This is a genomic window from Nocardioides sp., assembly GCF_035576065.1.
Lineage (GTDB): Bacteria > Actinomycetota > Actinomycetes > Propionibacteriales > Nocardioidaceae > Nocardioides.
Genome location: NZ_DATLWX010000015.1, coordinates 227,841 through 248,364, shown reverse-complemented (window position 1 = coordinate 248,364; position 20,524 = coordinate 227,841). Strand labels below are relative to the sequence as shown.

The window sequence follows — 20,524 nt, the reverse complement described above, 5'->3', positions numbered from 1 at the left end:
TCAGACCGCCGCAGGCTTCGTGTAGCGGTCGTAGCCCTCGGCTTCAAGCTGGTCGGCCAGCTCGGGGCCACCCTGCTCGGCGATCTTGCCGTCGACGAAGACGTGCACGAAGTCCGGCTTGATGTAGCGCAGCACCCGCGTGTAGTGGGTGATGAGCAGCACAGCCTTGTCGCCGCCGGACTTGAACCGGTTGACACCCTCGGAGACGATGCGCAGGGCGTCGATGTCGAGGCCGGAGTCGGTCTCGTCGAGCACGGCGACCTTGGGGTCGAGCAACTCGAGCTGGGCGATCTCGTGACGCTTCTTCTCGCCGCCGGAGAACCCCTCGTTGACGTTGCGGGTGCCGAACGTCGGGTCGAGGTCGAGCTGCGCGAGGGCGGCGTTGACGTCCTTGACCCACGTGCGCAGCTTCGGTGCCTCGCCGTCGATCGCGGTCTTCGCCGTACGCAGGAAGTTGGACACGGAGACGCCGGGAACCTCGACGGGGTACTGCATGGCCAGGAACAGGCCGGCGCGGGCGCGTTCGTCGACCGACATCGACAGCACGTCGTCGCCGTCGAGGGTGATGGTGCCGCCGGTGACGGTGTACTTCGGGTGCCCGGCGATGGAGTAGGCCAGGGTGGACTTGCCGGACCCGTTGGGGCCCATGATCGCGTGGGTCTCACCGTCGTTGATCGTCAGCGTGACGCCCTTGAGGATCTGCTTGGGGCCGTCCTCGGTGTCGACGGTGACGTGCAGGTCGTTGATCTCGAGCTTGCTCATGACGGGGTCACTCCATTCAGGGTGGTGTCGACGTCGACCCAGACGCTGGCCTGGGAGTCGGAGTCGCGAACTTCTACGGGGAAGGTGGTGACCGGTTCGGTCGCCGGGAAGGTGGTCGGCTTGCCGGTGCGGAGGTCGAAGGTCGACCCGTGCAGCCAGCACTCGATCGTGCAGTCGGCCACGTCGCCCTCGGAGAGGACGACAGCGGCGTGCGAGCAGAGGTCCTGCAGGGCGAAGACCTCGTCGCCGTCACGGGCGACGGCGACATCGATGTCTCCGACGGTGACCCCGAGGGCCTGGTCGGTGGGCACGTCGTCGAGGGCGCAGACGCGGACGAAGGTCATCGGTCCTCCTTCAGCACGTTCTTGGCCAGCTCCGCCTCGACGGTGGCCAGGAGGCGCGCCTCGATGGAGGGGACGCCGACCTTGCGGATGAGGTCGTTGAAGAAGCCGTGCACCACGAGGCGCTGCGACTCCTTCTCGGAGATCCCGCGCGACTGGAGGTAGAACAGCTGGTTGTCGTCGAAGCGGGCCGTCGCCGAGGCGTGGCCGGCCCCGGCGATGTCACCGGTCTCGATCTCGAGGTTGGGGATCGAGTCGGCGTGGCAGCCGTCGGTGAGGATGAGGTTGCGGTTCTCCTCGAAGGTCTCGATGCCCTCGGCGACCTTGCGGATCAGGACGTTGCCGACCCACACGGTGTGCGCCTTCTCGCCCTGGAGCGCGCCCTTGTAGATGGCGTTGCTCTTGGTGCGCGGGGCGTTGTGGTCGGCGAAGATCCGGTGCTCGATGTGCTGGCCGGCGTCGGCGAAGTAGAGCCCCAGGAGCTCGGCCGAGCCGCCCGGACCGTCATAGGTCACGTTGGCATCCATCCGGACGACGTCGCCACCGAAGGAGATCGCGGCATGCTTGTACGTCGCATCGCGACCCACCAGCGCCTGGTGGTGCGCGAGGTGGACGGCGTCGTCGGCCCAGTCCTGGATCGAGACGACGGTGACGTCGGCTCCCTCGCCGACGACGATCTCGACGACGGCTGCCATGGACGCAGAGCCCGCGTGGTTGATGACCACGATGGCCTTGCTGTGGGCGCCGAAGCGCATCGCGACGTGACCTGCCTCGGTGTTGGTGGCGTCCTCGCCCACCAGCTCGACCACGATCGGGTCAGCGAGCTCGGACTCCGCAGGCACGTCGATCAGCAGGCTCGTGGGGACCTCGGCCAGGACGCGCGCCGCGAAACGCGTGTTCGGGACGAGACCGCTGATCCCACGCAGGGCACGGGCCTCATCGCCGATGACTCCCTCGACACGCACTCCCGCCTGCGAGTTCCACGTGCACGACGTCGTGCTGCGGTTGAACTCGGCGTCGGCGTGGAGGCCGCGCAGGCGCTTGAGCGGCGTGAAACGCCAGATCTCCTCGCGCCCGGTGGGGACCGGGTTGTCGGAGACAGCGAACGAACCCGGGGGGTTCAGGTGGGATTCCACCTTGTCGTCCACCTCGAGGGCAGATCGGACAGAGTCAGTGATGGTCAACTACTTCTCTTTCTTCGTCATCGGACGCGGTGCCTTTTGCTTCGGACGCTGCGGGGCTCGCCTCCACCGGACCTGGTTCCTCGGCCCGGCTCTGGCTCAATCCTCGGTCCTCAGCCGACCGAGCCCTCCATCTGCAGCTCGATGAGTCGGTTGAGCTCGAGGGCGTATTCCATCGGCAGCTCCTTGGCGATCGGCTCGACGAAGCCGCGGACGATCATCGCCATCGCTTCGTCCTGCTCCATGCCTCGCGACATGAGGTAGAAGAGCTGGTCGTCGGAGACCTTGGACACGCTCGCCTCGTGGCCCATCGACACGTCGTCCTCGCGGATGTCGACGTACGGGTAGGTGTCTGAGCGGCTGATCTGGTCGACCAGCAGGGCATCACACAGCACGTTGGACTTCGAGCCGTAGGCGCCCTCGTTGATCTGGATCAGGCCGCGGTAGGACGTCCGGCCGCCGCCGCGCGCCACCGACTTGCTCAGGATGCTCGACGAGGTGTGCGGGGCGGCGTGCACCATCTTGGCGCCCGCGTCCTGGTGCTGGCCCTCGCCCGCGAAGGCGATGGACAGGGTCTCGCCCTTGGCGTGCTCGCCCATGAGGTAGATGGCGGGGTACTTCATCGTCACCTTCGAGCCGATGTTGCCGTCGACCCACTCCATCGTCGCGCCGGCCTCGCAGACGGCGCGCTTGGTGACGAGGTTGTAGACGTTGTTCGACCAGTTCTGGATGGTCGTGTAGCGGCAGCGGCCGCCCTTCTTCACGATGATCTCGACGACGGCCGAGTGCAGCGAGTCGGACGAGTAGATCGGTGCGGTGCAGCCCTCGACGTAGTGCACGTAGGCGTCCTCGTCGACGATGATCAACGTGCGCTCGAACTGGCCCATGTTCTCGGTGTTGATCCGGAAGTAGGCCTGCAGCGGGATGTCGACGTGGACGCCCTTGGGCACGTAGATGAACGAGCCGCCCGACCACACGCTGGTGTTGAGCGCGGCGAACTTGTTGTCGCCGACGGGGATCACGGTGCCGAAGTACTCGCGGAAGAGCTCCGGGTGCTCCTTCAGCGCGGTGTCGGTGTCGAGGAAGAGCACGCCCTGCTCCTCGAGGTCCTCACGGATCGAGTGGTAGACGACCTCGGACTCGTACTGCGCGGCGACACCCGAGACGAGACGCTGCTTCTCCGCCTCCGGGATGCCGAGCTTGTCGTAGGTGTTCTTGATGTCGTCGGGCAGGTCATCCCACGAGGTGGCCTGCTTCTCGCTGGAGCGCACGAAGTACTTGATGTTGTCGAAGTCGATCGTCGACAGGTCGGAGCCCCAGGTCGGCATCGGCTTGCGGTGGAAGAGCTTGAGGCCCTTCAGGCGCAGGTCGAGCATCCACTGCGGCTCGGACTTAAGGTTGGAGATGTTGCGGACGACGTCCTCGCTGAGGCCCCGCTTCGCGTTGGCGCCGACGTCGTTCTTGTCGGACCAGCCGAACTCGTAGCGGCCGATGCCCTTGAGCTCGGGGTTGAGTTCTTCGATGGAGGTCATGCCTTCTCCTTCTGGGTGGATGACGACCTGGCGGACGTCGGGATGCAGGTCGTGCAGACCCCGTCGCCATGAGCGATGGTGGCCAGTCGTTGGACATGGGTGCCGAGCACGCGGCCGATGGCCTCGGTCTCGGCCTCGCAGAGCTGCGGGAACTCGTGGGCCACGTGGGCCACGGGGCAGTGCTGCTGGCAGAGCTGTTCACCGATCGGCAGGTCGCGCACACTGGCGGCGTATCCCTCGGTGGTGAAGACCTTGGCCAACGCCTGCGCCGGAGTCAGGGTGGCGTCCTCGGCGACGACCACGGCGTAGTCGCGCTCCACGAAGGCCACCCGACGACGGGCGAACTCCATGACTGCCTCGTCACCGCCGGTCTCGGAGAGGAACCGGAGGGCCTGGACCGCCAGGTCGTCGTACTGCTGGTCGAAGACGTCGCGTCCCGCGTCGGTGAGTGCGAAGACCTTGGCCGGACGGCCGCGTCCACGACTCCCGTAGACCTTCTGCTCCCGTGCCTCGGCGTGGCCGCCCTCGACGAGGTGGTCGAGGTGACGGCGGACGGCGGCCGGGGTGAGGGCCAGCCGGGAGGCGAGATCGAGCGCGGTGGAGGGTCCGTTCTCGAGGATCGACCGAGCCACCCGGTCACGGGTGGGTGCGTCCCCGATCGGGGGCGCGGCAGTCGGCCTCATGAATTGCACAACGCAAGTGTGACGTTAATACTTCCTCGCCTCAAGCAAGGGTCACCTAATTCGTGACCTGCGCCGCTCGACCGCGTCCACCAGGGCCGCCACCAGCCTCGTCGACTGCTGGTCGACCAGCTCCCGGGGCAGCTCCCTCAAGGGGCCTCGAGCAGTGAGCGTGGCGAACCCGTGCACCCCGGACCAGCAGGTGATGACGGCATCGCCGACATCGCCCGCGGACAGGCGCCCCTCGGCGACGAGGGTCTCGAGGGAGGCCTCGAGCAGCTGGTACGGCGACAGGCCGGTGCCGCAGGACGTCGACTCGGGCGCGGTCGTGTTGAGCATGTCGTCCATCGCGAAGAACGCCACGTCGAACAGCCCCGGCTCGTCGAGGGCAAAGGCGATGTAGCTCTCCCCCACCGCCTGCAGCATGGCCCGCCCGTCCGGCTCGCGAGTGGCCGCCATCCGGTGCTCGATGGCCGCGGCGAGCTGGGCCAGGGCGCGCTGGGCGACCGCGCGGACCAGGTCGTCGCGGTCGGCGAAGTGGCGGTAGGCCGCACGGGGCGTGACCCCTGCGCGGCGCGTGACCTCGCGCAGCACGATCGCCTCGGCACCCGCGGGACGCGCGAGCTCCATCGCCACCGCCACCAGGGCGGCGCGCAGATCGCCATGGTGATAGGCGGTCGCGGTCATCCCGACAGGTTATTCACTGGACATCATTATGTCCACGGTGTAGACATTGGAGTGCGTGCAGGCGGGGGATCGCTGCCGGCCGATCAGCAGCGGACCAATACTGTCCGCATGAGTTCCTAAGGTGAGTTCCATGAACACAGACGCGGCCATCGAGGCCGAAAACCTGGTGAAGAGGTTCGGCGACAAGGCTGCCGTCGACGACGTCAGCTTCAGCGTGCCGACGGGCTCGGTGCTGGGCCTGCTCGGCCCCAACGGAGCCGGCAAGACCACGACCGTGCGGATGATGGCCACCCTGACCAAGCCCACATCCGGGACTGGACGAGTGGCCGGCCACGACATCATCACCGACCCGCGCGAGGTCCGCCGCAACATGGGCCTGACCGGCCAGGCGGCCACGGTCGACGAGCTGCTGACGGGTCGGGAGAACCTCCGGCTCATCGGGTCGCTGTACGGCCTGCCGGGCGACTACATCAAGCGAGCCAGCAACGACCTGCTCGAGCGCTTCTCCCTCACCGACTCCGGCGACAAGATCGCCAAGACCTATTCGGGGGGCATGCGGCGGCGACTCGACCTGGCCGTCAGCCTGATCGCCACTCCGCCGGTGCTGTTCCTGGACGAGCCGACGACCGGACTCGACCCGCGCAGCCGCCTCGAGCTGTGGGAGGTGCTGCGTGAGCTCGTCAACGACGGCACCACGCTGCTGCTCACCACGCAGTACCTCGAGGAGGCCGACCAGCTCGCCGACAACATCGTCGTGATCGACCGCGGCAAGGTGATCGCGGAGGGCACGCCTCTGCAGCTCAAGGACCAGTCGGGCGCGGCCTCGCTGGTGTTGACGGTCTCCCACGCTGCAGACCTCGCTCTCGCCGAGACGATGCTGCGCTCGCACGTCGCCGAGGTCCACGTCGACCCGGGTGCCCGGCAGCTCACGGCCGCGGCCGAAGGGCTCCAGCACATGACCCGCATCGCCGGCCTGTTCGCCGACAGCGAGATCGAGCTCGACGACATCGGGCTGAAGCGACCAAGCCTCGACGACGTCTTCCTCCACCTCACCGGCCACCGCGCCGAGGACACGACCGAGCCCACCGACGACACCCGCATCACCGAGGAGGTGCCCGCATGACCAACATCGACCAAGGCCACCGGTTGATCCAACGCCCCGTGCTCGAGCGTCCCGAGATCGTGCAGACCAGCCTGCTCCGGCAGTCACTCTCGATCGCCCGACGCAACCTGATCCACATCAAGCGGATGCCGGAGATGTTGCTGGACGTCACCATCCAGCCGGTCATCTTCGTCCTGCTCTTCGCCTACGTCTTCGGCAGCTCGATCGCGATCGAGACCGAGGCTGGCTACAAGGCGTGGCTACTCGGCGGCATCATGGCCCAGACGGTTGCCTTCTCAGCCTTCATCGTCGCCGTGGGTCTGACAGCCGACCTCGACAAGGGCATCGTCGACCGGATGCGTTCGTTGCCCATCAACTCTGCTGCCGTTCTGGTCGGCCGTTCGATGTCGAGCCTGCTGCACTCCTCGATCGGCTTGGTTGTCATGTCGCTGACGGGCCTACTGATCGGTTGGCGGATCCACACCAACGTGGTCGATGCGGCCCTGGGCTACCTGCTGCTGCTCGGCTGGGGCTTCGCCATGATCTGGGTCGGCATCTGGGTCGGCTCGGCGATGCGCTCGGTCGAGGCCGTCAACGGCGTGATGTTCGCCACGATGTTCCCGATCACCTTCCTGGCCAACACCTTCGCGCCTACCGACAACATGCCCACCTGGCTGCGGACGATCGCCGAGTGGAACCCCATCTCCAGCCTCACCCAGGCAGTGCGCGAGCTGTGGGGCAACGATCAGCCGTTGCACGCAGACGCCGCCCTACCCCTGCAGCACCCGGTCCTGGCCACCCTCATCTGGATCGTCGTGATCACCGCGATCCTCGCGCCTCTGGCCATCCGCACCTTCAACAAGCGCACGGCCAGCTGAGCCCGGACCCGGGCCGGGGGCGCTGGGGTCCCGGTCTCTAGAATCGGGTGGTGTCCGAGCCCGCAGTCCTCATCAGCGGTCTCGAGATGCAGTACGGCGACAAGCGCGCCGTCGACGGGTTGTCGATGCAGGTCCACCGGGGCTCGATCACCGCTGTGCTCGGCCCCAACGGTGCCGGCAAGACGACCACCCTGGAGACGTGCGAGGGCTATCGACGCCCGCAGGCCGGGACGGTGCGGGTGCTCGGCCTCGACCCGCACCGCCAACGGGCCGCCCTGCTCCCCCGCATCGGCGTGATGCTCCAGGCCGGTGGCGCGTGGAGCGGCGTGCGCGCGATGGAGATGCTGGACCACATCGCGTCGCTGCACGCCCACCCGCTCGACACCGTGATGCTGCACGACCGGCTCGGCCTGGGCGACTGTGGCCGCACTCCCTACCGCCGGCTCTCCGGCGGGCAGCAGCAGCGTCTCGGGCTGGCGATGGCGCTGGTGGGTCGTCCCGAGCTGGTCTTCGTCGACGAGCCCACTGCGGGGATGGACCCGCAGGCGCGGCGTACGACCTGGGAGCTCCTCGAGGAGATCCGCGGCGACGGCGTGACGGTCGTGCTGACCACCCACCACATGGACGAGGCCGAGCGTCTCGCCGACCAGATCCACATCATCGACCGAGGCCGGCTGATCGCCTCCGGATCGCCCACCGACCTGACCAGCGGAGGCCGCTCGGCCACCATCCGGCTGGTCGTGACCCGCCCCTTCCCCGACGGCGCCCCGGAGTCGCTGCGCAGTGCGCTGGGGCCTGAGACCGAGGTCACCCAGCTCGACGACCGGAGCATGTTGATCACCGGGCCTGCCGACGGGGGCACTCTCGGCACGGTGTCGCGCTGGTGCGAGAAGCACGACGTGCTGCCGGAGTCGCTGACCCTGGGTCGCGCCACGCTCGAGGACGTCTTCCTCCGGCTCACCGGACGCGAGCTCGTGACATGAGCACCTTCACTCCTCGTCCCGGCTCGGCTCCGCTGGCCCGGCAGGTCGCCGCGCAGGCGCGCATGGAGGCGCGCCTGATGCTGCGCAACGGCGAACAGCTGCTGCTGGCCCTCGTGATCCCCGTGATCGTGCTGGTCGGCGGGGTGCTCGCCGCCGAGCGCCTCGGCCTCGACCTCTCGGGCCACGCCCCGGTCGACGTGCTGACACCCGGTGTCCTGGCGCTGGCCGTGATGTCGACTGCCTTCACCTCGCTGGCCATCGCCACCGGCTTCGAGCGCCGCTACGGCGTCATCAAGCGCCTCGGCTCCTCCCCCCTCCCTCGCCACGGACTGCTCCTCGGCAAGGTGCTGGCGCTGCTCAACGTGGTGGTCCTGCAGCTCGTGGTACTCGTGGTGGCGGGCCTCGTCCTGGGCTGGCGCCCCTCGCTCGACAGTCCCCTGGTGTCGGCCGGGTCGGTGCTGCTCGCGGTCGCTGCAGGCACCTGGGCCTTCGCTGCGCTCGGGCTCTTCGTCGCCGGCGTGCTGCGGGCCGAGGCGACGCTGGCCCTAGCCAACCTGGTCTACCTGCTGCTGATGGCCGGTGGCGGGGTCGTGCTGCCGACCTCGGCGTACGGCGCAGCAGCCGGCCCCATCTCGTGGTTGCCCTCGGCTGCCCTCGGGGACGCCATGCGGGCCGCGCTGGTCGATGCCCGGCTCGACGGGCCGGCCATCCTCATCCTTCTCGGCTGGGGAGCCCTCGCGACCCTGCTGACCGCACGCACCTTCCGTTGGGAATAGCCATGACCGTCCTGCACCGCTTCGCTGCACTGCACCGCTATGCCTGGCCGCTGGCCGTCGCCAGCCTCGTCGCCAACATCGGCATCGTGGTCACCGGGGGCGCCGTACGCCTCACGGGGTCCGGCCTCGGCTGCCCGACCTGGCCCAGGTGCACCGAGGAGTCCTACGTCGTGCACAGCGAGCTGGGCGCGCACGGGGTGATCGAGTTCGGCAACCGGATGCTCACCTGGGTGCTCGTCGTGATCGCGGTGGCGACCTTCTTGGCGCTGTGGCGCAGCGGGCGCGAGCGGGCGACCCGGCTCGCAGCGGTGATCGCCCTCGGGATCCCGGCCCAGGCCCTGCTCGGCGGCGTCACGGTGCTGACCGACCTCAACCCATGGATCGTGTCGCTCCACCTGATGGTCTCGATGGCGATCATCGGCGTCTGCGTCATGCTCCTCGACGAGCTGCGCGGGCCGGCGCGTCCCGCGACCGACCGGCTCCGGGGCCTGGCCTGGCTGACCTTGGGCACCACGTGGGTCGTCCTCTACCTCGGGACCGTGGTGACCGGCAGCGGGCCGCACTCGGGTGACCTGGAGTCACGGCGCACCGGCCTGGACCCGCAGGTGATGTCGCACGTGCATGCCGCGGCCGTCTACGCCCTGGTCGCGGTGACTGTGGGTCTCGTCCTGCTCGCGCACCGACAGGGCGCCACTCTCGTGCGCACCTCGGCGTCGGGATTGCTCGCGCTCGAGCTGGCCCAGGGCCTGCTCGGCTTCGTGCAGTACTTCACCGACCTGCCCGAGATCCTCGTCGGGCTGCACATGCTGGGTGCGGCGCTCATCTCGGCCGCGGTCACCTGGACCGTGCTGTCGACCCGGGCCCGGTCGGACGCCGCGGACCCTCAGCTGAAGAGGAGCGGGTCCAGGGCGACGGCGACGAACAGCAGCGACAGGTAGAGGTTGGACATGTGGAACAGGCGCATGGGGTTGATGTCCTTGAGCGAGTCGGAGGACTTCGTGCGCTGCCACATCCGGTGGGCCTCGACGATGAACACGACGCCCAGCACGGCGGCTGCGAGCGGGTAGAACAGGCTCGTGTCTGCGATCGGCCACAGCGCGAGCGAGGTCGCCACCATGACCCAGCTGTAGAGCACGATCTGTCGACCGACCACCGTCGCAGGCGCGACCGCCGGCAGCATCGGCACGTCCACGTTGGCGTAGTCCTCGCGGTAGCGCAGAGCAAGCGCCCAGGTGTGCGGCGGGGTCCAGAAGAAGACGACCAGGAAGAGGATCACCGGCGTCCAGGCCAGCTCTCCGGTCACGGCCGTCCACCCGATCAGCGCCGGGAAGCAGCCCGCGAGGCCGCCCCAGACGATGTTCTGGGCCGTGCGCCGCTTGAGCACCATCGTGTAGACGAACACGTAGAAGGCGTTGGCCGCCAGCGACAGCCCGGCGCTCAACAGGTTGACCCAGGCGACCAGCACCACGGTGGAGAGGATCGCCAGGATCGTCGCGAAGACCAGAGCGGAGCGTGCCGTGACGATGTGCCGGGGCAGTGCGCGCCGCCGGGTGCGACGCATCTGCTCGTCGATGTCGCGGTCGTAGACGCAGTTGTACGTCGACGCGGAGCCGGCCGACAGTGCGCCGCCGACAACGGTGGCTGCCACGAGTCCCAGCGACGGGATCCCGCGTTCGGCGAAGAACATCACCGGCACGGTCGTCAGCAGCAACAGCTCGATCACCCGCGGCTTCGTGAGCCCGACGTACGCCGTGACCACGTCCTTGAAGGACGCCTGCTCCTGGGTGGTCGCCGTCGGCTCCCCGGTCGACAAATCGGTCGACTCGTCGCCGCCCCCGGAGGGGGCAGCAGCGGAGGCCGAATGGCCGACGTGCGTCACGGTGAAGACCTCAAATACAATGGGATGAGTGCGGGTCGAGTCTATCCCGCGGGATGAGTAGGCTCGGTGGCGCCCGGCGCCGTACCCAATGACAAGGATCACTGTGACCTCCTCGCTCCCCCCGCTCGACTGGACCGAACTCGACGACAAGGGTGTGGACACCGCTCGGGTGCTGGCCATGGACGCCGTGCAGAAGGTCGGGAATGGTCACCCGGGCACCGCCATGGCCCTCGCGCCGGCGGCCTACCTCCTCTTCCAGAAGGTGATGCGGCACAACCCGGCCGACCCGAACTGGTCGGGACGCGACCGCTTCGTCCTGTCCGCCGGGCACAGCTCGATCACCCTCTACACCCAGCTGTTCCTCGGTGGCTGGGGCCTTGAGCTCGACGACCTCCGGTCGCTGCGCACGTGGGGCAGCAAGACCCCCGGCCACCCCGAGCACGGACACACCGCCGGCGTCGAGACGACCACCGGACCGCTGGGCCAGGGAGTCGGCAACGCGGTCGGTATGGCGATGGCCGCGCGCCGCGAACGCGGTCTGCTCGACCCCGGTGCCGCCGAGGGCGCCTCCCCGTTCGACCACCACATCTACACAGTCGCGAGCGACGGCGACCTGCAGGAGGGCGTCAGCGCCGAGGCGTCCTCGATCGCCGGCACCCAACGGCTGGGCAACCTCACGGTCATCTACGACGCCAACCGCATCTCCATCGAGGGTGACACCGACATCGCCTTCACCGAGGACGTCGGCGCCCGCTACGAGGCGTACGGCTGGCACGTGCAGACGGTCGACTGGACCCAGGACGCGACCACCTATGTCGAGGACGTCCCCGCGCTCCATGCGGCGCTCGAGAAGGCCCGGACAGTCACCGACCAGCCGAGCCTCATCGTCCTCCGCACCGTGATCGCCTGGCCGGCGCCGTCCGCCCAGGGCACCGGCGCATCCCACGGCTCGGCGCTGGGCGCCGAGGAGGTCGCCGCCACCAAGAAGATCCTCGGCTTCGACCCCGAGCAGCACTTCGAGGTGCCCGAGGACGTCATCACCCGGACCCGCTCGCTGGTCCAGCGCGGCAAGGAGGCCCAGGCGGAGTGGGAGCTGCAGTTCGCCGACTGGCGCGAGGCGGCCTCGAGCGACGTGCTCGCCACGTGGGAGCGCATGCAGACCCGTGCCCTGCCCGATGCGCTCGCTGAGGCGCTGCCCACCTTCGAGGCCGACCCCAAGGGCGTCGCCACCCGCAAGGCCTCGGGCAAGGTCATCAACGCGGTGGCGGCCCTCATGCCCGAGCTGTGGGGCGGTTCGGCCGACCTCGCCGGATCCAACAACACCACGATCACGGACGCGCCGTCCTTCATCCCGAAGGATCGTTCGACCGACGAGTGGGACGGCGACCCCGAGGCCGGCCGGGTGCTCCACTTCGGCATTCGCGAGCACGGCATGGGAGCGATCCTCAACGGCATCGCACTCCACGGCGGGACCCGCGTCTTCGGCGGCACGTTCCTCACGTTCTCCGACTACATGCGCGGCTCGGTCCGCCTCGCCGCCCTCATGGGGCTTCCTGTCACCTATGTGTGGACCCACGACTCCATCGCCCTCGGCGAGGACGGCCCGACGCACCAGCCGATCGAGCACCTGGCCGCACTACGAGCCATCCCGGGCCTCGACATCGTCCGCCCTGCTGACGCCAACGAGACAGCCGCCGCCTGGCACGCCGTCCTGAGCAACACCGACCGGCCGGCCGGCATCGCGCTGACTCGTCAGGACGTCCCGGTGTTCCCTCGCGGCACCGACGGCTACAGCGACACCTCCAACGTCCACCGCGGCGGCTACGTCCTCCTCGACGTGGAGGAAGGGCTGCCCGACGTCGTGCTCATCGGCACCGGCTCGGAGGTGCAGATCGCGGTGGCGGCCCGCGAGCTGTTGGCCGCGGACGGCATCCGTGCCCGCGTCGTCTCCATGCCGTGTCGTGAGTGGTTCGACGAGCAGGAGCCGGCCTATCGCGAGAGTGTCATCCCCCCGACGGTCAAGGCGCGCGTCTCGGTCGAGGCGGGCATCGCTCTCGGCTGGCGCGAGATCGTCGGCGATCACGGTCGGATGGTGTCCATCGAGACGTACGGCGCCTCTGCCGACTATCAGCGGCTCTACCAGGAATACGGCATGACCGGCGAGGCCGTCGCCGACGCCGCCCGCGACAGCGTGCGACTTTCTCGCGACTGACCGATCGCCCCACCGGCACACCAGACCTCACCCAGACCTCACCCAAGCCTCACCACAGGAGGAACCATGAGTGACCGCATGAAGGCTCTCGCAGACGCGGGCGTGTCCATCTGGCTCGACGACCTGTCCCGCGAACGCATCGAGACCGGCAACCTCGCCGAGCTCATCAAGACGCGCTCCGTCGTCGGCGTCACCACCAACCCGTCGATCTTCGCGGCGGCCCTCGCCGACGGCGAGCGCTACGACGAGCAGGTGCGTGAGCTCGCCGCCGCGGGCACCGACATTGACGCGACCGTCTTTGCCCTGACGACCACCGACGTCCGCCGGGCCTGCGACATCTTCATGCCTGCCTACGAGGCCAGCAACGGTGTGGACGGGCGGGTCTCCATCGAGGTCACCCCCGACCTCGCCTTCGACACCGACGCGACGATGGCGTCGGCTCGCGAGCTCTGGTCAGAGGTCGACCGGCCCAACGCTCTGATCAAGATCCCCGCCACCACCGAGGGCGCCCCGGCCATCACCGACGTGCTCGGCGAGGGGATCAGCGTCAACGTCACCCTGATCTTCGGCCTCGAGCGCTACGCCGGCGTGATGGAGGCCTACGTCACCGGCCTCGAGAAGGCCCGGGACAACGGTCACGACCTCTCCAAGATCCACTCGGTGGCGTCCTTCTTCGTCTCCCGCGTCGACAGCGAGATCGACAAGCGGCTGGAGAAGATCGGCAGCGACGAGGCGCTCGCCCTGCGCGGCAAGGCCGGTGTCGCCAACGCGGTGCTGGCCTACCACGATTTCGAGACGTTCTTCAGTGGCGAGCGCTGGGAGGCACTGGCGGCCGCCGGTGCCAACCTGCAGCGTCCGCTCTGGGCCTCGACCGGGGTGAAGAACCCCGACTATCGCGACACGATGTACATCACCGACCTGGTGGCGCCCGGCACGGTCAACACGATGCCGGAGAAGACGCTGGAGGCGTTCGCCGACCACGGTGAGGTCGAGGGCGACCTCGTCACGACGACCTACGCCGAGGCCCAGTCCGTGATGGACCAGCTGGAGGCGGTCGGGATCGACTACGACGACGTGATCTCAACTCTGGAGTCCGAGGGCGTCGACAAGTTCGTCGCCTCGTGGAACGAGCTCCTCGACACGGTCCGCGGCCAGCTCGAGGCGGCCGGCGGCACCCGGTGACGGCACCGGCCGAGTCCAACCCGGGCCCGTCAGGCCCGGTCGATCCCACTGCCACCCAGGCGTGGTCGCGACTCTCCGAGCTCAGCCGGGACTTCGCCCCCGACCTGCGCGCATCCTTCGCAGAGGACCCGGACCGGGCAGACCGACTGACTCTGAGTGCAGCCGACCTCCACGTCGACCTGTCCAAGAACCTGGTCAACGCCGACATCGTCGAAGCGCTCCTCGCGCTCGGCGACGAGGTCGGCCTGACCGCACGCCGGGACGCCATGTTCGCCGGCGAACGCATCAACGCCACCGAGGACCGGGCCGTGCTGCACACGGCCTTGCGAAAGCCTCGAGGGTCATCGCTGACCATCGAGGGCCGAGACGTCGTTGCGGATGTCCACGAGGTCCTCGAGCGGGTCTACGCGTTCGCCGACAAGGTCCGCTCGGGTGAGTGGCGGGGCGTCACCGGGCAGCCCATCAGGACGGTCGTCAACATCGGCATCGGCGGCTCCGACCTGGGCGCCGTCATGGCCTACGAGGCGCTGGCGCCATACGTCCAGGACGGTCTCGAGTGCCGGTTCATCAGCAACATCGACCCGACCGACACCGCGCACAAGCTGTCAGGGCTCGACCCGGCCACCACCCTCTTCATCGTCTGCAGCAAGACGTTCGGCACGCTCGAGACGCTGACCAACGCTCGGCTGTGCAAGGCGTGGCTGCTTGCCGGCCTCGCCGAGGTGGACGCCTCGGACGCCGTCGCGAAGCACTTCATCGCCGTGTCGACGGCGCTCGACAAGGTCGCCGACTTCGGGATCGACCCCGAGAACGCCTTCGGGTTCTGGGACTGGGTCGGCGGTCGCTACTCCGTCGACTCCGCGGTCGGCACCGCGCTGGTGATCGCGATCGGACCGAGACACTTCGCCGACTTCCTCGCTGGTTTCCACGCGCTCGACGAGCACTTCCGCACCGAGCCGCTCGAGACCAACGTGCCCGCGCTGATGGGCCTGATCAACATCTGGCACCACAACTTCCTCGGTGCGGCCACCCACGCGGTGCTCCCCTACGCCCAGCTGATGCACAGGTTCCCGGCCTACCTCCAGCAGCTCACCATGGAGTCCAACGGCAAGAGCGTCCGCTGGGACGGCACGCCGGTCACCACCGAGACGGGTGAGGTGTTCTGGGGCGAGCCCGCCACCAACGGACAGCACGCCTTCTACCAGCTCATCCACCAGGGCACCCAGCTCGTCCCTGCCGACCTCATCGCGTTCGTCAACCCTCCGTACGCGCTCCGCGACGGCGACACCGACGTGCACGAGCTGCTGCTGGCCAACTTCTTCGCCCAGAGCCAGGCCTTGGCCTTCGGCAAGACCTCGGAGGAGGTGCGAGCCGAGATGTCGGGCGCCTCGATCGACGAGGCGGTCGTCGCCGCCCGCGTCTTCGAGGGCAACCGGCCGACCACCTCGATGATGGCCCCGTCGCTGACTCCTGCCGTGCTCGGCCAGCTCATCGCTCTCTACGAGCACCTCACGTTCGTCCAGGGCGTCGTGTGGGGTATCGACAGCTTCGACCAGTGGGGCGTCGAGCTCGGCAAGCAGCTCGCGCAGGCGATCACCCCGGCCGTGGGTGGCGACGCCGACGTGCTCGCCGAGCAGGACACGTCGACCCAGTCCCTCGTCCGCTACTACCGGGAGCACCGTCGCTGATGGCCACGACACCTCGTCCTGCCCCGCCTCGTTCCACCGAGCCTCGCCCCAACCCGCTGCGCGACCCGCAGGACCGCCGGTTGCCCAGGATCGCCGGGCCCTCGAGCCTGGTGCTGTTCGGTGTCACCGGTGACCTGTCGCGCAAGAAGGTGATGCCGGCGATCTACGACCTCGCCAACCGCGGACTGCTGCCGCCCGGCTTCTCGCTGGTCGGCTTCGCCCGTCGCGACTGGGAAGACCAGGACTTCGCACAGATCGTCCACGACTCGGTCAAGGAGCACGCCCGGACCCCGTTCCGCGAGGAGGTCTGGAAGCAGCTCTCCGAGGGGTTCCGCTTCGTCTCCGGCAACTTCGACGACGACGAGGCGTTCGACACGCTGCGCCGTACGATCCAGGAGCTCGACGAGGCCCGGGGCACCGGCGGCAACACCGCCTTCTACCTCGCGATCCCTCCGTCCTTCTTCGGCACGGTGGTCGACCAGCTCAAGGAGCACGGCCTGGCCGAGCAGCCCGGCGACGGCGCGGGAGTCGCCCCTTGGCGTCGGGTGGTCGTCGAGAAGCCGTTCGGCCACGACCTCGAGTCGGCCAGGGAGCTCAACGACATCCTGGACGGCGTGTTCCCGTCGGGGTCGGTCTTCCGGATCGACCACTACCTCGGTAAGGAGACGGTCCAGAACATCCTGGCCATGCGGTTCGCCAACAACATGTTCGAGCCGATCTGGAACGCCAACTACGTCGACCACGTGCAGATCACCATGGCCGAGGACATCGGCATCGGCGGCCGGGCGGGCTACTACGACGGGATCGGCGCCGCCCGCGACGTCATCCAGAACCACCTCCTCCAGCTGATGGCGCTGGTCGCGATGGAGGAGCCGACCGCGTTCGACGCCGTGAGCCTGCGGTTCGAGAAGCAGAAGGTGCTCTCCTCCGTCGTGCTGCCGGCACGCCTCGACATGACCACGGCTCGCGGGCAGTACACCCCGGGCTGGCAGGGTGGCGAGAAGGTGCTCGGTTTCCTCGAGGAGGAGGGCATCAGGCGGGGGTCCAAGACCGAGACGTACGCCGCCATCACCCTCAACGTCGACACCCGGCGCTGGGCCGGGGTGCCGTTCTACCTCCGCACCGGCAAGCGACTGGGCCGGCGGGTCACCGAGGTGGCGGTCGTCTTCAAGCGAGCGCCGCACCTCCCGTTCAGCGCCACGGCCACTGAGGAGCTGACCCAGAACGCCTTGGTCATCCGAGTCCAGCCGGACGAGGGGCTCACGATGCGCTTCGGTTCCAAGGTCCCGGGCACCGCGATGGAGATCCGCGACGTCAACATGGACTTCGCCTACGGCGGCTCCTTCACCGAGGCGAGCGCCGAGGCCTACGAGCGCCTGATCCTCGACGTGCTTCTCGGTGACCCGCCGCTCTTCCCCCGTCACGAGGAGGTGGAGCTGTCGTGGAAGATCCTCGACCCGATCCTCGAGTACTGGGCCCGCAAGGGGAAGCCGGAGCCCTATCCCTCCGGCACCTGGGGCCCGGAGTCGGCGGACGCCATGCTCGCTCGCGACGGACGCACCTGGAGGAGGCCATGACCGCCTACGAGCTGGAGAACACCAACTCATCCAAGATCGCCGCCGAGTTCGTCCGCGCCCGCACACGCGCCGGCTCGCCGGCGATGGGCATGGTGATGACGCTGGTCATCGTCGTCCCGGACGAGGACGCGGAGACCGCCATGCAGGCGGCGCAGCGGGCCTCGCGTGAGCACCCCGCCCGCGTCCTCGGGGTCATCCTGGGCGACGGCCGCGGCAAGGCCCAGGTCGACGCCACGGTCGGCACCGGGGGCGGGTGGGTCGGCGAGACAGCCCTGATCCGCCTCACCGGCGAGGTCGTGCGCTACGCCGAGTCCGTCGTGCTGCCGCTGCTGCTGCCCGACTCCCCCGTGGCCATCTGGTGGCCGACCCAACCGCCGGACAACCCCGCCGAGGATCCGCTGGGCGCCCTCGCCAAGCGCCGGATCACCGACTCGGCGGCCGCCAAGCGCGGCAAGTCCTCGGTCATGCTGCGCCAGTGCCAGGCCTACGCTCCCGGCAACACCGACCTGAGCTGGACCCGGCTCACCCCGTGGCGTGCGCTGCTCGCAGCCGCGCTGGACCAGCACCCGACCAAGGTGATCCGTGCGTCGGTCTCGGCCGAGCGGATCAGCCCGAGCTCCGACCTGCTGGTGGCCTGGCTCAACGACCGGCTGCGCGTGCCTGTGGAGCGGCACACCTCCGAGGGGCCCGGCATCACCGAGGTCGTCCTCGAGACGAAGCAGGGGCCCATCACCATCTCCCGTGCCGACGGCCGGCTGGCCACCTTCTCCTCCCCCGGCCGCCCCGACCGGCCGGTCGCCCTCAAGCGACGCGAGGTGCCCGCGCTCCTCAGCGAGGAGCTACGGCGTCTCGATGAGGACGACATCTATGCCGCGACCGCCAAACGGCTCGTCGCCCTCGACAAGGAGTCGTGAGCTTCATGATCCCCGGCCCGCGCACCGTCGTCCACGATGACGCCTCCGGCCTGGTCAGCGAGGTCGCCTCCCTCCTCCTGGAGCGCCTCGAAGAGGCCCAGGCTCGCGGCGAGACCCCCCAGATCGGTCTCACCGGCGGCTCCATAGCCGACGCCCTCCACCGCGAGCTGGCCCGCCGGGCCCCCGACTCCTCGGTCGACTGGTCGCGCGTCGTGGTCTGGTGGGGCGACGAGCGTTTCGTCTCGTCCGGATCGGCTGAGCGCAACGCCCGTCAGGCTCGTGAGGCGCTCCTCGATCACGTCGCGCTGGACCCGGCCAACGTGCACGAGGTGCCCGCCAGCGACGAGGTCGCGTCGGTCGAAGAGTCCGCTACGGCATACTCCACCGCGATGCGCACCCATGGTGCCGACTTCTTCGAGGTGCTGATGCTCGGCGTCGGTCCCGACGGTCACATCGCCTCGCTCTTCCCGGGTCACCCAGCGCTCGACGCCGTGGACGAGATCGCGGTCGGGGTCCACGGCTCGCCGAAGCCACCGCCCCTTCGCGTGAGCCTCACCTTCGACGCCCTGGCCCGTGCCAGGTCCGTGTGGTTCCTGGTCAACGGCGCCGAAAAGGCCTCTGCCGTTGCGGCTGCTCTTGCTGGCGGCGACCGGGCCGAGATCCCGGCCCGCGGGGTCGTCGGGATCGAGGAGACCGTGTGGCACATCGACGCGGCCGCCGCTGGCGAGCTCGGGGAGGCGAGCCTGCCGTCGAACTGAACCAGCGCCAGCTCGGCTTGGTCAAGGGTCGTGCCGAAACCCGACTGTGACGAGCCTGCGTACTCATCCCGGACGGGCGCGCGTCGCCCAGGCTGTCGACATGAGCCTCGACAACAATCCACGTCCCCGCTCCGTGACTGGAGCCCAGGACCATCGAGCGCGGCGACTCGCAGCGTATGGGGCGGTGGCAGGGCTGGTCATCGCCGGCTACCTCGTGTTCGACGCCGGCACAGCAATGGTGCTGCTGTTCATCTGTGCCGTGTTCGGCTATCTCTCGACCCTCGATGGCGGAAACCACGGCCAGACCGATGTGGCGGTCAGCGGCACCGGAAGCAGCGCAACCTTCACGCTGCGGGATGGGTGTGCCCTCGTCCTGGCACTGGGCGTCGGCGCGCTGGCGTGGGTCGTCGCATTCGTGGCCGGGATCCTGCTGGACGTGACGCCATTCCTCTACGCGGTCGGGGACGAGGTCTATCCCTACGCCGACCTCCACGCATTCGTGTGTCTGGTCGTCGCCGTGGTCGCCACCGTTCTGGCATGGCGTCTCCTGCAGGCTGCAGGGGCGCGGCCCCGTCAGTAGGTTCACTCGACGCCGTCGGAGCAGCGGTCTGTCAACCACACTCCAGGCGCTGAAAAGGTGGCTCACTCACCTCTGGGCGGGGCATGCAGACCCCGGCGTCCAGGTCAGAGGATCCAGGGTCAGAAGATGATGTCGCCGGATTTGCGGCGCGACCGCAGCAGCTGGAGCGCCTCGGCCAGGATGTCGGCTGCCTCGGTCTCGGAGCGACGCTCCTTCACGTAGGCGAGGTGTGTCTTGTAGGGCTCGATCTTGGGGGCCGGCGGCGGGTTGTCGCAGTCCAGGCTCGCGGGGAGGCCGCACTTGGGACAGTCCCAGGAGGCCGGCGCGGTGGCCTCGACGGAGAACGTCACCACCGAGCGGTGCTCGTGCGAGCAGAAGTAGGTGACCGCCTGGCGCGGAGCAGCGTCGCCGCGCTCGGCTTCGCCCATCGGACCAGCGCCCACCCGACTACCGCGGATCGCGTTTCCTCCACCAGCCACGTTCGCCTCTTTCTCTCAGGTCACCGTCAGTGAAGCCGTGCACACAAACGCCGGTCAGGACCCGCTGTAGGCCTTCAACAGCCCGAGCGCGACGACGCACGCGAACCAGATGACGCCCATGCCGATGGTGAAGCGGTCAAGGTTGCGCTCGGCGACCGACGAGCCGCCGAGGGTGCTGGAGACGCCGCCCCCGAACATGTCGGAGAGACCACCTCCACGTCCCTTGTGAAGCAGGACGAGCATGATCATGACGGCACTCGTCGCAACGAGAAGGATGGTGAAGAGCAGTTCCACGAGCGGAAGCCTACGTCACGACCGGACGGTCACCGGACA

Annotated in this window: 21 protein-coding genes; 12 read left to right on the top strand and 9 right to left on the bottom strand. The window is 68.8% G+C overall.

Annotated elements, in window-relative coordinates; genetic code table 11:
- The 6 genes from sufC to VNJ48_RS08835 form a co-directional block, all read right to left on the bottom strand.
- Entirely contained in the window at positions 1–762 is a 762-nt protein-coding gene (gene sufC, locus VNJ48_RS08860; RefSeq protein ID WP_325601177.1) for a Fe-S cluster assembly ATPase SufC, read from the bottom strand.
- Positions 759–1,106: a non-heme iron oxygenase ferredoxin subunit gene (locus VNJ48_RS08855; protein WP_325601175.1), complete on the bottom strand. Its 348-nt coding sequence runs from the start codon at positions 1,104–1,106 to the stop codon at positions 759–761. Before VNJ48_RS08855 ends, sufC begins: the two co-directional genes overlap by 4 nt.
- Positions 1,103–2,287: a Fe-S cluster assembly protein SufD gene (gene sufD, locus VNJ48_RS08850; protein WP_325601173.1), complete on the bottom strand. Its 1,185-nt coding sequence runs from the start codon at positions 2,285–2,287 to the stop codon at positions 1,103–1,105. The genes VNJ48_RS08855 and sufD overlap by 4 nt, the downstream gene beginning before the upstream one ends.
- Positions 2,288–2,397: 110 nt before the next feature.
- Positions 2,398–3,816, bottom strand: coding sequence for a Fe-S cluster assembly protein SufB (gene sufB / locus VNJ48_RS08845; RefSeq protein ID WP_325601171.1), 1,419 nt, complete (start codon positions 3,814–3,816; stop codon positions 2,398–2,400).
- Complete coding sequence (locus VNJ48_RS08840; RefSeq protein WP_325601355.1) at positions 3,813–4,499, bottom strand: transcriptional regulator; 687 nt, start codon at positions 4,497–4,499, stop codon at positions 3,813–3,815. Before VNJ48_RS08840 ends, sufB begins: the two co-directional genes overlap by 4 nt.
- A 51-nt stretch (positions 4,500–4,550) precedes the next feature.
- The gene (locus tag VNJ48_RS08835; RefSeq protein ID WP_325601169.1) at positions 4,551–5,183 is read right to left on the bottom strand and encodes a TetR/AcrR family transcriptional regulator; all 633 of its coding nucleotides are present in this window, start codon (positions 5,181–5,183) and stop codon (positions 4,551–4,553) included.
- Between the two features lie 130 nt (positions 5,184–5,313).
- Between VNJ48_RS08835 and VNJ48_RS08830 the strand changes: the two genes are divergently transcribed.
- The 5 genes from VNJ48_RS08830 (at position 5,314) to VNJ48_RS08810 (ending at position 9,860) form a co-directional block, all read left to right on the top strand.
- Positions 5,314–6,306 carry an ATP-binding cassette domain-containing protein gene (locus VNJ48_RS08830; RefSeq protein WP_325601167.1) on the top strand — a complete coding sequence of 331 codons (993 nt, stop codon included), beginning with the start codon at positions 5,314–5,316 and terminating at the stop codon, positions 6,304–6,306.
- On the top strand, positions 6,303–7,163 hold the full coding sequence (locus VNJ48_RS08825; RefSeq protein WP_325601165.1) for an ABC transporter permease: 861 nt from the start codon (positions 6,303–6,305) through the stop codon (positions 7,161–7,163). Before VNJ48_RS08830 ends, VNJ48_RS08825 begins: the two co-directional genes overlap by 4 nt.
- Positions 7,164–7,249: 86 nt before the next feature.
- Positions 7,250–8,146 (top strand): ABC transporter ATP-binding protein, encoded by an 897-nt coding sequence (locus tag VNJ48_RS08820; RefSeq protein WP_414689930.1) that lies wholly within the window; start codon positions 7,250–7,252, stop codon positions 8,144–8,146.
- The gene (locus tag VNJ48_RS08815; protein ID WP_325601161.1) at positions 8,143–8,922 is read left to right on the top strand and encodes an ABC transporter permease; all 780 of its coding nucleotides are present in this window, start codon (positions 8,143–8,145) and stop codon (positions 8,920–8,922) included. The genes VNJ48_RS08820 and VNJ48_RS08815 overlap by 4 nt, the downstream gene beginning before the upstream one ends.
- 2 nt (positions 8,923–8,924) lie before the next feature.
- Positions 8,925–9,860 (top strand): COX15/CtaA family protein, encoded by a 936-nt coding sequence (locus VNJ48_RS08810; protein ID WP_325601159.1) that lies wholly within the window; start codon positions 8,925–8,927, stop codon positions 9,858–9,860.
- Here the strand turns inward: VNJ48_RS08810 and VNJ48_RS08805 are convergent.
- The gene (locus VNJ48_RS08805) at positions 9,806–10,801 is read right to left on the bottom strand and encodes a heme o synthase (protein ID WP_414689925.1); all 996 of its coding nucleotides are present in this window, start codon (positions 10,799–10,801) and stop codon (positions 9,806–9,808) included. The two genes, VNJ48_RS08810 and VNJ48_RS08805, sit on opposite strands and share 55 nt — an antisense overlap.
- A 178-nt stretch (positions 10,802–10,979) precedes the next feature.
- Here VNJ48_RS08805 and tkt point away from each other — a divergent pair, with 178 nt between their 5' ends.
- From tkt to VNJ48_RS08770, 7 genes are all read left to right on the top strand, one after another.
- Positions 10,980–13,013, top strand: coding sequence for a transketolase (tkt, locus tag VNJ48_RS08800; protein ID WP_414689929.1), 2,034 nt, complete (start codon positions 10,980–10,982; stop codon positions 13,011–13,013).
- A gap of 66 nt (positions 13,014–13,079) precedes the next feature.
- On the top strand, positions 13,080–14,195 hold the full coding sequence (tal, locus tag VNJ48_RS08795) for a transaldolase (RefSeq protein ID WP_325601155.1): 1,116 nt from the start codon (positions 13,080–13,082) through the stop codon (positions 14,193–14,195).
- Positions 14,192–15,883 (top strand): glucose-6-phosphate isomerase, encoded by a 1,692-nt coding sequence (gene pgi / locus VNJ48_RS08790; protein WP_325601153.1) that lies wholly within the window; start codon positions 14,192–14,194, stop codon positions 15,881–15,883. The genes tal and pgi overlap by 4 nt, the downstream gene beginning before the upstream one ends.
- A complete protein-coding gene (gene zwf / locus VNJ48_RS08785; protein ID WP_325601151.1) occupies positions 15,883–17,460 on the top strand; it encodes a glucose-6-phosphate dehydrogenase in 1,578 nt (525 codons plus the stop codon). The genes pgi and zwf overlap by 1 nt, the downstream gene beginning before the upstream one ends.
- A complete protein-coding gene (locus VNJ48_RS08780; protein WP_325601149.1) occupies positions 17,457–18,374 on the top strand; it encodes a glucose-6-phosphate dehydrogenase assembly protein OpcA in 918 nt (305 codons plus the stop codon). Before zwf ends, VNJ48_RS08780 begins: the two co-directional genes overlap by 4 nt.
- A gap of 5 nt (positions 18,375–18,379) precedes the next feature.
- Positions 18,380–19,132 carry a 6-phosphogluconolactonase gene (gene pgl, locus VNJ48_RS08775; RefSeq protein WP_325601351.1) on the top strand — a complete coding sequence of 251 codons (753 nt, stop codon included), beginning with the start codon at positions 18,380–18,382 and terminating at the stop codon, positions 19,130–19,132.
- Positions 19,133–19,232: 100 nt separating this feature from the next.
- Positions 19,233–19,712, top strand: a complete 480-nt coding sequence (locus tag VNJ48_RS08770; RefSeq protein WP_325601148.1) for a hypothetical protein — start codon at positions 19,233–19,235, stop codon at positions 19,710–19,712.
- Between the two features lie 119 nt (positions 19,713–19,831).
- Here the strand turns inward: VNJ48_RS08770 and VNJ48_RS08765 are convergent, their stop codons facing one another.
- Positions 19,832–20,191 carry an RNA polymerase-binding protein RbpA gene (locus tag VNJ48_RS08765; protein WP_297733088.1) on the bottom strand — a complete coding sequence of 120 codons (360 nt, stop codon included), beginning with the start codon at positions 20,189–20,191 and terminating at the stop codon, positions 19,832–19,834.
- Positions 20,192–20,245: 54 nt separating this feature from the next.
- Complete coding sequence (gene secG, locus VNJ48_RS08760; RefSeq protein WP_325601143.1) at positions 20,246–20,485, bottom strand: preprotein translocase subunit SecG; 240 nt, start codon at positions 20,483–20,485, stop codon at positions 20,246–20,248.
- Between the last annotated feature and the right edge of the window lie 39 nt (positions 20,486–20,524).